13 protein-coding genes are annotated in these 15411 nt (G+C 37.0%); 7 read left to right on the forward strand and 6 right to left on the reverse strand.

Going from position 1 to position 15411, the window contains the following annotated elements; all coding sequences use genetic code 11:
• The first annotated feature begins 306 nt into the window (after positions 1-306).
• The 5 genes from ACESSZ_RS08985 (at position 307) to ACESSZ_RS09005 (ending at position 5088) form a co-directional block, all read left to right on the forward strand.
• The gene (locus ACESSZ_RS08985; protein WP_008689812.1) at positions 307-1821 is read left to right on the forward strand and encodes an amino acid adenylation domain-containing protein; all 1515 of its coding nucleotides are present in this window, start codon (positions 307-309) and stop codon (positions 1819-1821) included.
• 5 nt (positions 1822-1826) lie between these two features.
• The gene (locus ACESSZ_RS08990) at positions 1827-2054 is read left to right on the forward strand and encodes a phosphopantetheine-binding protein (RefSeq protein ID WP_008689811.1); all 228 of its coding nucleotides are present in this window, start codon (positions 1827-1829) and stop codon (positions 2052-2054) included.
• A 10-nt stretch (positions 2055-2064) separates the two neighbouring features.
• The gene (locus ACESSZ_RS08995; protein ID WP_008689810.1) at positions 2065-3627 is read left to right on the forward strand and encodes an MBOAT family O-acyltransferase; all 1563 of its coding nucleotides are present in this window, start codon (positions 2065-2067) and stop codon (positions 3625-3627) included.
• A 17-nt stretch (positions 3628-3644) separates the two neighbouring features.
• Entirely contained in the window at positions 3645-4688 is a 1044-nt protein-coding gene (locus ACESSZ_RS09000; RefSeq protein WP_331866704.1) for an SGNH/GDSL hydrolase family protein, read from the forward strand.
• A 73-nt stretch (positions 4689-4761) separates the two neighbouring features.
• Positions 4762-5088, forward strand: coding sequence for a hypothetical protein (locus ACESSZ_RS09005; protein ID WP_499842760.1), 327 nt, complete (start codon positions 4762-4764; stop codon positions 5086-5088).
• Between the two features lie 142 nt (positions 5089-5230).
• Here ACESSZ_RS09005 and ACESSZ_RS09010 read toward each other — a convergent pair whose 3' ends face one another.
• The 5 genes from ACESSZ_RS09010 to ACESSZ_RS09030 form a co-directional block, all read right to left on the reverse strand.
• The gene (locus ACESSZ_RS09010) at positions 5231-6997 is read right to left on the reverse strand and encodes a M3 family oligoendopeptidase (protein ID WP_270373360.1); all 1767 of its coding nucleotides are present in this window, start codon (positions 6995-6997) and stop codon (positions 5231-5233) included.
• Between the two features lie 148 nt (positions 6998-7145).
• Positions 7146-7790 carry a TMEM165/GDT1 family protein gene (locus tag ACESSZ_RS09015; RefSeq protein WP_008689804.1) on the reverse strand — a complete coding sequence of 215 codons (645 nt, stop codon included), beginning with the start codon at positions 7788-7790 and terminating at the stop codon, positions 7146-7148.
• Between the two features lie 186 nt (positions 7791-7976).
• Positions 7977-9005, reverse strand: a complete 1029-nt coding sequence (locus tag ACESSZ_RS09020; protein ID WP_008689802.1) for a M42 family metallopeptidase — start codon at positions 9003-9005, stop codon at positions 7977-7979.
• 36 nt (positions 9006-9041) lie between these two features.
• A complete protein-coding gene (pyrR, locus tag ACESSZ_RS09025) occupies positions 9042-9557 on the reverse strand; it encodes a bifunctional pyr operon transcriptional regulator/uracil phosphoribosyltransferase PyrR (protein ID WP_008689801.1) in 516 nt (171 codons plus the stop codon).
• A 57-nt stretch (positions 9558-9614) separates the two neighbouring features.
• Positions 9615-11066 (reverse strand): hypothetical protein, encoded by a 1452-nt coding sequence (locus ACESSZ_RS09030; RefSeq protein ID WP_331866703.1) that lies wholly within the window; start codon positions 11064-11066, stop codon positions 9615-9617.
• 100 nt (positions 11067-11166) lie between these two features.
• Between ACESSZ_RS09030 and ACESSZ_RS09035 the strand changes: the two genes are divergently transcribed.
• Positions 11167-11562: a DsrE family protein gene (locus tag ACESSZ_RS09035; RefSeq protein WP_008689797.1), complete on the forward strand. Its 396-nt coding sequence runs from the start codon at positions 11167-11169 to the stop codon at positions 11560-11562.
• A 32-nt stretch (positions 11563-11594) separates the two neighbouring features.
• Complete coding sequence (locus ACESSZ_RS09040) at positions 11595-12041, forward strand: NUDIX hydrolase (protein WP_008689795.1); 447 nt, start codon at positions 11595-11597, stop codon at positions 12039-12041.
• 127 nt (positions 12042-12168) lie between these two features.
• On the opposite strand, the gene ACESSZ_RS09045 is transcribed toward ACESSZ_RS09040, so the two are convergent.
• Positions 12169-15396, reverse strand: a complete 3228-nt coding sequence (locus ACESSZ_RS09045) for a DEAD/DEAH box helicase (protein ID WP_331866907.1) — start codon at positions 15394-15396, stop codon at positions 12169-12171.
• Between the last annotated feature and the right edge of the window lie 15 nt (positions 15397-15411).

Genomic DNA, 15411 nt, shown 5'->3' on the forward strand with positions numbered 1-15411 from the left:
GTAAGCGTAGCCTGAATCTGAGCCCCTTGGGGCGATTACGTAAAAACCACCAGCTAAGCTGGTGGATATTTATTACATGATGTGTTTGTCTAGTAAGCATGTTAGCTTACTTTTTTTAGGTTTTATTTACCGATAATTCTAACATAAGTAAAAATGACTTTTTTTCTTTGTAGGAGAATGTAAGGATAAAAGTGACATATATGTCATTTAGAATTAAGAACCCTTAAGAAGTAAAAATGCATCTAGATGCTATAATACAGGTGAACAGGAAGGGTGTTTCCTTCTTATGTAAAGGAGCTAATTGTTATGAAGAATATAGTTGAGATGCTGGAAAACAGTTGTTCTCGTTATCCTGATAAAACAATGCTTATGGAACCGGAAAAGAGCATTACATATAAAGCGTTTGTCAATGAAGCAAAAGCGATTGCTTGTAAGATTATAGAAAAAATACCATCACAGAATCAGCCTGTTGTCATTTTGATTGATAAAAGCATTCAGGCTCTCGTATCAATGATGGGAGTGTTATATAGTGGAAATTATTATACGATCTTAGATGTAAAGATGCCCGTTGAGCGTATGGAATGTATACTGAATACGTTGCAGCCAAGCCTGCTTATTAGCGATCATAAGCAATGGAAAACAGCCGAAAAGTTAAATTTTAAAGGAGATTTGTTGCTTTATGAAGAAAACAAGACCTATGCGATAGAAGAAGCAAACTTATTATCCAGGCGAAGAAAGATGATTGATACGGATCCGGCATATGTATTGTTTACTTCCGGCTCTACCGGTATTCCGAAAGGAACAGTTGTATCACATCGCAGTGTCCTTGCCTATGCCCATTGGGTTGTTGAAACCTTTGCAATCGATGAAACAACGATCTTTGGTAATCAGACACCGTTTTATTTCAGTATGTCTGTGCTTGATATTTATGCAACCCTTTTATCAGGTGCTAGTCTTTATTTGCTGCCAAAACTTTATTTCTCTTTTCCAGCAAAGCTTTTGGACTGCATGATTCAAAATAAGATCAATACCATTTACTGGGTGCCGAGTGCTTTAGGTATCGTGGCAAACTTAAAAGGTTTAGAAGTATTGCCGCCTAAAGATGTAAAAAAGGTGTTGTTTGCAGGTGAAGTAATGCCAACAAAGATTTTAAATATCTGGCGCAGACATTTACCTGATGCTTTATATGCAAATTTATATGGTCCAACAGAAGTTACCGATATTTGTACGTATTATATTGTAAACCGTGATTTTGCGGATGATGAAGCTTTGCCAATCGGAAATGCTTGTAACAATTGTGATGTTATTGTGCTAAAAGAAGATGGTACACAAGCAAAAGGCGATGAAGCCGGTGAACTTTGTGTACGAGGAAGTTTTTTGGCAAATGGATATTATGATCAAGTGGAGAAAACAAGCGAAGTGTTTATTCAAAATCCATTGCAGCCTCATTATCCAGAGCTTATTTATCGCAGTGGTGATATTGTGAAATACAATGAATACGGTGAGTTGATGTACTTATCACGTAAGGATTTTCAAATCAAGCATATGGGATATCGCATTGAACTTGGTGAAATTGAAACCGCTATGTTTGCGATAGAGGGGATGGATGCCTGTGCGTGTATCTATGATACACAAGCGAAATGGATCATCTTATATTATCAGGGCAAAAATTTAACGGAAAAAGCAATTTTGGAACAGGCAAAGGCCAAGCTGCCCAATTACATGTGGCCCAATAAATTTATTCCTATAAAACGCATGCCTTATAATGCAAATGGGAAAATAGATCGGAAAGCTTTAAAAGCTATGTATGCAGGAGGATAAAAAATATGGAGAAATTACTAGCAATCTTAGAAGATATGAAGCCAGGAGTCGATTTTAAAAAAGAAAAAAAACTTATTGAGGATGGTATTTTAGATTCCTTCGATATCGTTGAAATCATTGCGGCTATCGATGATGAATTTGATGTTGAAATTCCAGTTATGGAAGTGCAGCCAGAGGTTTTCAATGATGTAGAAAAGCTATATGCGCTGATTGAGCGATTAATGGAAGAATAGGATTTGTATCATGTCATTGATATCGCTGCCATTCATGCTGTTAGTGACAGCATCTTGTGTGCTTTATTATCTTGCGCCGAAACAGTGGCGATGGTGTATTTTGCTCTTAGCAAATGTCATCTTTTATGTTGCGGCCTCGCAGGCATTGATCATTTTCCTGATAGGTAGTATTTTGAGTGTATATATCGGCGGCTTAGCTATTAACAAACAGATAAAGCTGCAAAAAGCTACCATAAAAAGTTTAGAAAAAGACCAAAAGAAAGCCTATAAGGCTATGATGAAGAAACGGAAGCAACTGATTTTGATCGTCGTATTGGCAATCAATATTGGTATCTTATGCTATTTAAAATATTACGGTTTTTTTGCCGGTAATCTGAATGCCATAAATGCTTTACTGCATGTTAATGTTAATATCGCAGTAAAAAAATTTGTACTGCCACTTGGAATCTCCTATTATACCTTAATGGCCATCAGTTACATGGTAGATGTGTATAGAGGCAAATACGAAGCAAGCCCTCAGCTTGGGAAAGTCGCTTTGTATTTGTCCTTCTTCCCACAAATGACAGAAGGTCCGATCTCACGTTTTGATCAGTTAGCCGATCAATTGTATGCGGGCAATGAATTTGACATTATAAAATTCAAGAGTGGTTTATATCTAATTCTTTGGGGACTTTTTAAAAAATTAGTCATCGCTGATCGAGCTGCGCTATATGTGAATCCAGTATTTAGTGGTATGCATGGAGGTTTTACCGCTTTTTTAGCTGTTGCCTTATATACATTACAAATATATGCTGAATTTAGTGGCGCTATGGATATCGTACGTGGAATTGGCTATTTGTTTGGTGTTCACATGGAGAAAAATTTTGAACAACCGTTTTTCTCAAAAAGTATAGCTGAATTCTGGCGTCGCTGGCATCGTACGTTAGGGACTTGGCTAAAAGATTACGTATTTTATTCAATATCATTATCTAAAATGAATATGAATTTGAACCGTTCTGTGAAAAAGCATATGAAAGGGAATTTCGGAAGATTTATCCTAAGCGCATTTCCCCTCTTTTTTGTCTGGTTTTTCAATGGATTCTGGCATGGCGCCAGCTGGAAATATATTGTATATGGTTTATATTATTATCTAATTATGATGATGGGTTTGTTGCTTGCCCCTGTTTTTACGAAAATCAAAGATACATGGCATCTTCATGAACAGCGAAAAGGCTATCGTCTCTTTTGTATCTTACGTACGGTATTGATTGTTTTTGGTGGCATGCTGATCTTTCGTGCGCACTCACTAGATGATGCCTTGCAAATGCTGTTGCGGATCTTTACGATGCAGGAAACAGATATCTTAGCACATGGGCTGACTCTTGTTGATTTTGGCATTTTGATATGGGGATTGGTATTGATGTTTATAATAGCAGGCTTAAAGGAAAGACGTGTAAATTTATTTGCATTATTTGATCAGAAAAGTCTGTTGTTGCGTTATGGTATTATCCTTATCATAGGGGTATCCATTATCGTATTTGGTATTTATGGTCATGGTTATCAAGCAAGCGATTTTATATATGGTGAATTTTAGTGAAAGGAGCAAACATCATGAAAAACAGACGTAAATCTATCCTAGCCTTTACATCCTTTATTGTTATTTTTGCTCTATTATTAAACTTATTTTCCATGATATTAATTCCCAAAGATAATAAGATGAGCAAAACGATACGTGGCTTCTATGAAGAAAAGAAAAACTCATTAGATGTTTTATTTCTTGGTGATAGTAGTATGTATCGCAGTATCATACCTGCTAAGTTGTGGAAGGAAAATGGTTTTACCAGTTATGCACTGGGCGCTCCTTCGGTAAGAACCTATGCTTTGTATTATTTATTGGAAGAAGCATTAAAAACGCAAAAGCCAAAAGTAGTCGTTATGGAAGTGAATTGCGCATTTAATGATCATAAATATTCTATGGGAAATAAACGAAAGATTATCGATCACATGAAACTTTCGATGAATAAAATTAATATGATTCAAGATGCAGCATTTCAATTTTCTTTAACTGATAAAATAAGTTTATTATTCCCTGTCTTTTTATATCATAATCGTTATAATGAAATAAATGCGGTTGATATAGCTGAAACCTTTGGTTCGCCAATGAATGATACGAAGGGCTTTATTAGCAGCTACAAGCAAAAACCGTATAAAGGGAAGACCAATTATATGCGTGCATCTTCACAGGCGATGTTTGATGCGAATAGTAAAAAATATATGGATATGATTCATGATATATGTAAAAAGAATCATATTAAGCTTATGTTATTAAAAGTACCGGGTGCCAAAGAATGGAATCAAAGTAAAAAAGAGGCAGTAGAGTTGTATGCAAAAGAACGACATCTGCCATATTTAGATTTAAATACGAATATGGAGAAGAACATCGATTGGAGAAGGGATACGAATGATTCCGGAGTACATTTGAATATCTTTGGTGCAGAAAAGGTGACGATGGAGCTCAGTCAGTATTTTCATCGTCATTATCGACTGAAAAAAACAACAGATCAAGAAGTAATTACTTCCTTCAATAAAGCTTATCGCTTATTTAATGAGAAACGAAAGTCTTATAAAAGACCTGTCAAGACAGTTACTATTTAAGAATACCTATTATGAAATGAATCTTACAGGTATATGTACCTCTATATTGGATAATCCAATATAGAGTTTTTTTTTGACTTCCATGAAGACGGATGATTACAAAAAAGCTTGTGAATATGCAGGTATTAATTTTGATCAAACATCCTATGATAAAAGCTCGGCATTGCAGAAAAAGACAACGAAAGAAAGCTATGCCGCTATGGTATTCAAAGTAGGCAAGCAAAAAGTGTCAAAAAAGAAAGTCACAGTAGATGTTGAAATCATAACTACGGATTATTTAGAAATTATGAATCAGGCCGTATATGATACTATGAAAAATAAAAAAGATGATGCATATACATATAGAGTATTTTCTAGTATCAAAATAGAGAAGAATAAGCTTCTCTATTTTGATACCTAGCAGTTAAAAAAACGATGTATGATACAGCATTTTGTTGTTTGTGTTTTATGAAACAATACAATTAGAATATGCAAAAAAAGCGGTATCTACATGCCATGTTAAGATATGGCGAATAGTTACCGTTTTTATATGAACATAGGGTTTATTTGTTAAAGGACTCGCTCAGAGTTAAGAATTCATTTACTCTTTCCTCAGCGGTTTTTAAACAACTGATCCAGAAATCTTTAGAAGTCAGATCAATGTCAGCCAATTTAGCAACATCTTCAACATCGGATACCGTTGTCGCATGTAGCAATTCACGATATTTTGGTACGAAAGCATCCTTCATTTCATGATATTTTACAATTAAGCCACGGGCAAATAAACCGCCAAAAGCGTAAGGGAAGTTGTAAAAGCTCAGAGCTGATGAATAATAATGGCTCTTATTGATCCACATATAAGGATGCAAATACTGCTCATCTAAGCCATCACCATATGCTTGTTTTTGTGCATCCAACATCATCGCTTCTAGTTCATCCGGGAATAGGAACCCCTCTTTACGTTTTTCAAATACCTTTTTTTCAAATAAGAAACGAGAATAGATATCACACATGATCTGTGTAAGATCTTGAAGCTGTGTTTCTATTAATGCCAGCTTTGTTTCACCTTCTGCTTCATCAATTGCAGCATTCATGATGATATTTTCATTAAAGGTAGAAGCAGTTTCGGCAACTGGCATAGAATAATCCGTATTAAGCATCTTGTGATCCTGGATCATCATACCATGATATGCATGTCCTAATTCATGAGCCAATGTCACAACATCGCCTAAGGAACCATCAAAATTAGTTAAAACACGACTTTGTTTCAAGAAAGGGAGATTTTCGCAGAATGCTCCTCCAACCTTACCTTTACGTGGATAGAAATCAATCCATTCATCTGCAAAGGCTTCTTCCATCATATCTGCCATATCCTGTGCAAAAGGCGCAAAATGTTTCAACAGATAGTCTTTCGCTGTTTCAATCGTGAATTTTGTATCGTCTTTTCCAATAGGTGCAAATAGCTCATACCAAGGAAGTCCGTTTTGATAACCTAACATTTCCGCCTTGCGTTTTAAATATTTACGGAATACCGGCATATAATCATCCATGGCCGATAGCATGGCATCTAAGGTTTCCTGTTTCATATGGGACTGATGCAGTGTCATTGCTAATGGAGAAGCGAAACCGCGCAATTCACATTCTGTTAAGACTTGTGCTTTGATGTTGTTTAAAGAAAAGGCAATAGCATCACGAATCTTGGCATAAGCAGCTAATTCTGCTTCATAAGCGCGTTTACGCACCTTTTTATCAGAGTCATATGCCAAGTTGCGAATCTGTGAAAGGGTAGTTGTTTTTCCATCATAGTCTACTTCTAAGGTGCTGGTCAGATAGCTTTGCATGGTTTCCCAAGCCTGTCCTGCCGAGATATCCATCTTGGATAATACTTCTTCTACATCATCACTGAGTAAGTAACGACCATCTTCTTGAATCGAATGTAACAAGTAGGTGTATTCCTGTAATGCTTCTTCTTTTTCCAGGCAAGCATCAAGATCTTTTATTTGTGCAATATAGCGATTGAATTTTGCTTTTGCTTTTGCCACGTTGCTTGTTTTCTTAGTGATCTTATCTAAATAAGCTGCTGTTTGCGCATCAGTGGTATCACAGCTTTGGCGCAGATTGGCATATGCCAACAGCTGGTAGCTGACCTGTTCTAATTCATTTAATGTAGTTAGAATTTGTTTCAAGGTAGTAGTTTCATCCTTATGGGATAAGGTGTCTGCCAAGGTATTGCATTGTGCAATCAATTCATCAAGTTTCTTGATATCTGCTTCAAATTGCGGATCATCATAACCCTTATAGAGGACATCAAGTGACCAAGTTTCTTTCATTTTAGACCTTCTTTCTCTGTTAGATTACCCCTATTATAGCATAGAAATTCCAAAATGAAGGAGAAGATTATGGAAGGTTTATTTTCTTAGAAGGAAGAGTGTGTAAACCGTAAGCAATTCTTCTTTTTTGATGAATGTGAAGATAATACTATGCTATCTCTTTATGACTTTTCTCATAAATCATACAGGCAATGCTGATGATGAGAATGGAATAGATGATATAGAAAAAGGGGGCTGCTGGATAGGCCTCAAACAAGGTAATGGAGCCAAAGAGAAAGAAGAAAAAGGAAGAAACTACTTTAACACTATCTTCACTTAAATGGGCAAAGATAAATTTTCCAGCAAAGATACCAAAAATATTCGCCATGATAAGGCCTAAGGATGCTCCCAGAAAAACTTGTAGGTGCTGGTCCATGTGATCGGCTGAAAGTGCTACGGTTGCTAATTGCGTCTTATCACCGAGCTCAGCTAGAATAAAGGTAAAGGCAATAGAAAAAATAGGCAATCCTAAGGAAATATGATGCCCCTTGCTTTCTTCTTTTGTAATGCGTAAGTTAAAAAAACCAAAGCCTAAAAACATTGCGGCAGCGGCCAATTTGATAAACTGCATAGGGATCATATCGCCTATCAGATCTCCGGCCAATGTAGAAAAAGCACTGATGATGATGACCCCTAACATCATCCCTAATATCACACTTTTCATACGATAGCGATTGGTGAGCGCCATCATCATAAGTTGTGTTTTATCAGCCATTTCCGCGATAAAAACAAATAAAAACGTATGCAGCAACATAAGATCACCTCTTATTTTACTATATGTGAAATAAAGAGCTTTCATGTATAAAATCATCCTTTCCCTGCTGCGACAAAATAAATATGAAGAAGGAAAGGTGTAAGCGTCAGTAAAATAGGGATTACTTTGAAAAAGCCCTAAGCAAAAGAAAACCCGTACGAATCATACGGGTAAGAAATGCATTCTTTATTCCTCGCAAATATAGGCAAGGATCAATTTCATGGTGTTAAGGACACCATCGATATGTGTACGTTCCATACCATGAGAAGCGTGAACACCCGGACCAATCAATGCCCCTTTGATATCATTTCCGGCATTTCTTGCGGCACTGACATCTGAACCATATTGTGGATAAATATCAATTGCATAAGATACGGCTTCACGTTTAGCCAGCTCAATAAGTTTGCTGGTAAGATCATAATCATAAGGACCACTGGAATCTTTGGCACAGATAGAAACATCTTGTTCTGTGCATGCCAAATCTAAGCCGATGCATCCCATATCGACAGCTAAAAGCTCAGCAATTTCATCCGGGATATGCGCCATACCATGTCCGACTTCTTCATAGGTGCTCATCATAAAGATCAAATCATAAGCAGGGGTAATGGCATTTTCTTTTAAATGATGTAAAATGCCCATCAACGCAGAAACGCTGATTTTATCATCTAAGAAACGAGATTTAATAAAACCACTTTCGGTAATTTGTACTTTTGGATCGATGGCAACAATATCTCCATTTTGAATTCCAAGTTTCTGCGTATCTTCCTTTGTATAAGTGACTTCATCAATGCGGACTTCCATTTCATCAATTTCACGTTTCTTCGTGCTGGCATCTTTATAGACATGGGCTGCTGGAGAAGTGGATAAAATCGTTCCGCTATAGCATTGACCATCTCTTGTATAGATACGACAATATTCCCCATCCAGTGTCGGAATGATAGGACCGCCTAAATTGGTTAAGGCAAGCTTTCCATCACTTTTTATCGAGCGGACCATAAGACCTAAGGTATCGCAATGGGCGCATAAACCAAGTGTCTTATGATGATGATTACCTTTTACATAGATCCATAAATTGCCTTTGTGATTACGTTTTGTCTGATATCCGAATCGCTTTGCTTCTTCTTCAACGAAGTCGATGGCTTTTTTGGTATACCCGGTAGGGGAATCAATTGCTAATAACTTTTTTGCGAATGCTACAACATATTCTTTATTCATCATCATCTTACCTACTTTCTATTTTTACTTAGTGATTTAACGTGAGATGTACACACCATCACAATCATCAATTTCTTCAACTTTTACGCGAATCTGTTCCTGTAAAGAGCTAGGAATGTTTTTGCCGATGTAGTCTGCGCGTATCGGTAATTCACGATGACCGCGATCAACCAAGACGGCCAATTGTATCTCTTTTGCTCTTCCATAATGCATAATGGCATCCATGGCAGCGCGCACGGTTCGTCCTTTGAATAAGACATCATCTACTAAAATAACTTTCTTATCCTTTACCGGCATGGTTTGGTTTGGTAAAGGGTGTGCCTGCTCCAGATCATCACGCCAATGGGAAACATCCAATGCATAACAAGGTACCTGTACTTGCTCTACACGCGCAATCATTTTAGCTAAACGCTGAGCGAGAATTTCACCTCTGGTCTTGATGCCGACAAGAACGATATCCTCAACACCTTTGTTATGTTCAATGATTTCATGTGTAATTCTGGTTAAACTGCGGCGCAATCCTAAAGCGTCGATTATCTCTTTTGTTTCCATGCAGATCCTCCTTGAAAACACTACTCATAGTATACCTGTTTCCGCCTTTAAACGCAATCATTTCCCGTCCAGGATTTCATCAAGAATAGCATTTGCCAATCGCTCAAAAAGAAATTGTTTCTGATACGGTGTTCCCTTCGTACTCAGCTCATAAATACCTACGTTTTGTGTATATAGAATGGTTAAAAATTCATGAATGAGTTCTTGGCTTTTTACCTGATGATCATAAGCAGCTAAGGTTTGACAGAAGAAATCTTCTTTATCATGATGACCGAGAAATAAAGCGATGGCATCATCCAAACTCTCAACTTTTCGCCATCCTTGAAACTTTGCCTTTGCGTTTAAATAGAATAAGGCATGGACCGGATAAAATTGCAGACTGCTTTCATAGGTTGTCAAAGGAGTGATCTGATAACGAATAGTATCTTCTTCTTTTAGAAAGATGCCGGATGCATAATGTGCGAATAGTTGTTGCTTTTTTACATAAGAGATATCTTTACAGGCACTGACCTCACTACCGGTACTGACGATGGCATTATCAAGATAGTGCAAAATGCCGCTATCATCATAATAAGCACTTGCGGCTATCTTGCGAGTATGACAACTTTTCAATATGGCATCTAATAATTCACTCTTACCACTGTGGGTCATCCCGGCAAAGACAAGATTTTGTTGCTGTTGCGAATATGCAATATGCACCATGGAGGCATGAATAGGGAGATCATGCTTTTGAATACAAAGCGCATTGTATAAGGTTAAGATCATTTCTTTTAAGTAGAGAAAATGTAACATCTCATCCCCACCGCTGACCATACCGATGTATAAGGCATTTGTCTGATCGTAATAGTAACTCCGCTGTTTACGATGGCTTTGTAACCCAAACAAGAGAAGGAAATCATAAGTAACACCTGGTTCTGTAATAGGATACATGGCGGATAGAGCTGCCGCAAACCACAATGCTTTACGATGTAAAAAAACAATGCCTTGAAAATTGCCGATGCGGATACAGATGCCAAGATAGCTAGCGGCATCCATACTGATATCCCGATATAAAAAAGTATCGCTTTTTCGTATCGGATATTGATGAGAATGTTTTGCCATAGCGATGACCGGAACACTGTGTAACTGTACTTCGCTTAAGAAAGGAATATGACTCAAGGGAAGATGCGCATAGGGATGCGATAAGGGGTGTTTCTTTACTTGATAGGTAGCATCAAAAGCAAATTGATGCATGGGTAAAATGGAGCCTGATTGTTGAACAAGACGACTCATATTTTCCCAAAGATGCTGTAAAGAGGGAGAAGGAACATCTGGCTTGGTGATGATGTGAATTTTACCAATAGCAGAAAAGTATTGCAGAAAAATTAATAAAGGACGGTAAGGGAAAGGATTTTTTGTTAAAAGAGAAAGCACCATGGTCTCTTCAATATCGTATGGATAACATTTTAATAATTCTTTTAAATAAGAGCGAGCACTGACTTCCTCATCAAATTCTAATGCAAACAGCATAGTATCACCTGTTAAATAGGTATGCTCGCCATTAACAAAATAGTCAAATGATCTGTTGAAAACATGCTTTCCTAGCAATCATCGTTATGTGTAAGAATAGATGTGCTATAATAAAAAAAAGAATGCACAGAAAGAAGTGTTGAATATGAAAAAAGTTGTATTTCATATAGATGAAATGAAGAATTGGTCATTAACATTAGGAAATGTGAAGAATCTTATCACGTTTTATGAACACCATGATGAGGTGTTTCAAATCGTCGTCGTAGCAAATGGTGAAGCCGTAAAAGGATATGGGAAAGAGGACACACAGGAAAATATTGCAAAGGAAATCCTTGCTTTATTTGCTAAGGGAATATCTTTTCACGCATGTCAAAATGCGTTGCGTGCACAGCAGTTAGAAGCTGTCGATCTTCTTGAGCATATCGTCATTGTTGAAGCAGGTGTGGCTGATATTGTCGCATTGCAAGAAAAAGGTTTTACCTATATAAAACCATAACAATTGCATGAAAAATGTGAAGAGGTGGTCTTATGAAAATCAAATTTTATGAAAAGGTTGATGATGAAAAGTTGCTATTTGCTGTCATAGTGGCTAAATATAAGGAACAATGGGTCTTTTGTAAACACAAACAGCGCAACAGCTATGAATTATGCGGCGGACATCGAGAAGCAAATGAGTCTATTCTGGATTGTGCAAGACGGGAGTTTTATGAAGAGAGTGGAGCGAAGGAATATCAACTGATTCCCTTGTGTGTGTATTCCTGCCTTGGTAAAACACGCGTAAAAGAAAGCAGTGATGAGCATGAAACATTTGGTATGTTGTATTATGCAGAGGTGTATGACTTTGATGAACTTCCTGAAAGTGAGATACAGGAAATTGCTTTCTTCACGGATGTAAAGAAGATACCAGAGTGGACATATCCTCAGATACAGCCGATATTATTCACAAAGGCACAATCCATGTTAACAAAGAAATAAAAAAAGCGTTGAAAAAAAGCTTGTTTCTATAACTAAAAAAACGTTGAAAATCTTATAGACGAAATGAAAGAGGCTGTCCTTAAAAGTATATGCGCTTTGCAAGGATCCAGCCTCTTGTTCTTGTAAGTTAGAACAAATCCATAATTTCATCTTTGCTCATGCTAGTAATCAAACCGTCATTCAAGTGAATGATACTATCACTTAAATCTTGTTTTAATTCTTGTAAATGCATGATTTTTTCTTCGATTGTATCTTTGGCAATTAGTTTAACGACCTGTACATTGTTGTGCTGTCCGATGCGATAGGCTCGATCGGTAGCTTGATTTTGGGCAGATACATTCCACCATGGATCAAAGTGAATGACAACTTCGGCACTGGTAAGATTCAACCCGGTTCCTCCGGCTTTTAAAGATATCAAAAAAACCGGTGTAGCATCAACATTAAAGGCATTTACATATTGCTGACGCTGTACTTTTGGGGTGCTGCCTTTTAATAGATAGTAATCAATTTCGCGTTGCTTTAGCTCTTTTTCAATCAACGATAACAGTGAGGTAAACTGTGAGAATAATAAGACTTTTTTACCCGATGCACGACAGTTTTCGATAAATTCCATGCACGCGTTAATTTTATTGCCTACCCCCTGGTAATTTTCATACAGCAAGCGGGGATCACAGCACAATTGGCGCAATCTGGTCAACATACTCAGCACCATGATCTTACTATTTTCAAAGCCTTTTTGTTTAAAGCTTTTATGCAAATCTTCTCGTATCAAAGATACATTTGCCATATATAATTTTCGGGTTTCTTCATCTAATTCGATCATCATCGTATGTTCGACTTTTTCAGGAAGTTCTTTTAAGACATCTTTCTTTACACGGCGCAAGATGAACGGTTCTACCATTCGCTTTAATTCCTTTAAGGTTATAGGATCATTTTCTTTCACGATAGGAATCTCATATTGCTTTTTGAAGTAAGGGTAAGTATATAGATAACCTGGCATTAAGAAATCAAAAATGCTCCATAATTCCGCTAATGAATTTTCAATCGGTGTTCCGGTTAAGGCAAATCGATGGGCTGCCTGAATCTGTTTGACAGATACGGCATTCTTCGTATTATGGTTTTTGATATACTGAGCTTCATCAATGATTTGATAAGTAAAGTGGAAATTTTCATAGTGTTCAATATCACGTTTGAGATAATCATAAGAGGTGATCACGACATCATAATCTTTCGCTTTGTAGATTAAGGCTTTTCGTTCCTCCATATTCCCGGTAATCAAAATGCTCGTTAAGGCATCAGAAAATTTCGCGATTTCACTTTGCCAGTTCAAAATCAGTGAACTTGGACAGACAACAAGAGAGATAGCCTGTGGATCATGGAGCTTTTCATCTTCCAATAAAGTAATTACTTGCAAGGTCTTACCAATGCCCATATCATCAGCTAAAATTCCTCCAAAACCATAATTGGCCATCGTTTTTAGCCAGCGGAAACCATCTTTTTGATAATTTCGCAAAATGTTTTTCAGACTGTGAGGAACCTTAAAATCAGAGTCCTTAACATTGCGTATACTACGGATGATATCTTTAAAAGTCGCATCGCGCTCAACCTTGATCATCTCAGCATCTTTTAGGCTTTTATCGATGTATAAAGAACGATATTTGGGAACCTTGATTTTACCACTTTCGAGCTCTTTTTCACTTACATGCATGCCATCTAAAATAAAAGACAACTCTTGCAAAGCACTATCTTCAATATTGACAAAAGAACCGTTGCGCATACGATAGTATTTTTTATTCAAACGGTATGCTTTTAATACCTCTTGCAACTCTTCGACAGGAAAATCAAAGGTATCAAAATCAATTTCTAGCAAATCACTTTCAATACGTACACCCATGGAGATATTCACACTATCACGTATCTGCAGTTTGCGGAATTTCTCACTGGCAAACATTTCACAGGTCTGTGATAATTCTTCAAAGCCTTTATTTAAAAATTCATATATGGCATCTTGTGAATGTTCAATATAGGCAAGTCCTTCCATCGCGTCAATCCGTGTCATATATTTGGTAAAAATCAGACGTACGGCAATTTCATCATTGAAGTTGCGACTGGCGGATAAGGAAGTATCACTGAACGCATTATACATATCATCTCCATAACAATACAGCAAACGTGCAGATATGACATTTTGTTTCGGCATATCGATATACACCTTACATTCTAATGGTAATGGCGCATACATAGAAATATCTTCACCATGCAGAGGCAGATATTTTTTGACATTTAAAATAACATTATTATAGAAAGCACTCATCAAGCCATCTGACACGGTTAAGGTATTATGATGTTCTAAGCATCCGCTGAGCATTGGCTCACAGGCTTTTGTAAAATCTTTATCACAACGATAAAGGATATGATTCATAAGAACATATAGATGGTTTCGTCCTTTAAACAGACGATAGTCTCCTTCATTCAGAGAAATATGAAAAATCTGCTGGGCATCTTTGTGTATCTGTAAAGAAAAAGGGGGATTGATAGCAAGAAAGCGCATGTTGATTAATGTTTTTTCTTTCATGCGATGCATGACATCCTGATTGGTATATAATTCATAAAATTCATCTAAAGCATCCGGCGTCATGCACATATTACGGGATTGCGGGGCTTTTTCTAAGGCAGGATGATTTAAAAAATACAAAACATCATGTTCATGATGACGCATGAAATCAATCAGCTTTTGACTCGTTTCATCAAAGCTATAATAATTATGCATGAATTCCAGTTCCTTACCATAGGCTTTTTTTACATTATGGGCAATATCATCCAGAAATAATGCGATGTCTTTGACGATATATTGTTTTTCATTGCCGATTTTTAAGGTTAACGCAAGAATGTTTTTTTTACGTATTTCTAATACGGGTTCCAAATGAATGGCTGTTTTTAAGTTCATGGCCAATGAAGAATAGACGATTTGTTCTTCGTAGATATTCATGATCTGAATGGCATGTTTATCGACTACTTTATTTTCCATCTGTTCCTTTTCCGCGTTTTTGCGTTTACTGTCTTCCATTAGGCGCAGCAAAACAGCGACACAATGTGCACAGGTCATTTTTTGGGCATGCTCTTCACAGCCACACAAATGAGCTCTTACGATGAAGTCATCCTTATCGATTGACATATTCACTTCCCGATATACTTTTTTATCTACGACATTAGCATTGACCATAATGATCTCAGGACTTGAAAAGTCATCGATATCCAACGATTTGATGGCTTTTTCCTTCATCAATTTTTCTCCCTTTTCAAATGTTTGCTCATCGCCTGCAAAGTCACGTATCTGAGCTATTGTAAATTCCATACCATCACCTTATCT

Source organism: Eubacterium sp. 3_1_31 (genome assembly GCF_964249515.1).
In the GTDB taxonomy this organism is placed as follows: Bacteria; Bacillota_I; Bacilli_A; order Erysipelotrichales; family Erysipelotrichaceae; genus Longicatena; species Longicatena caecimuris.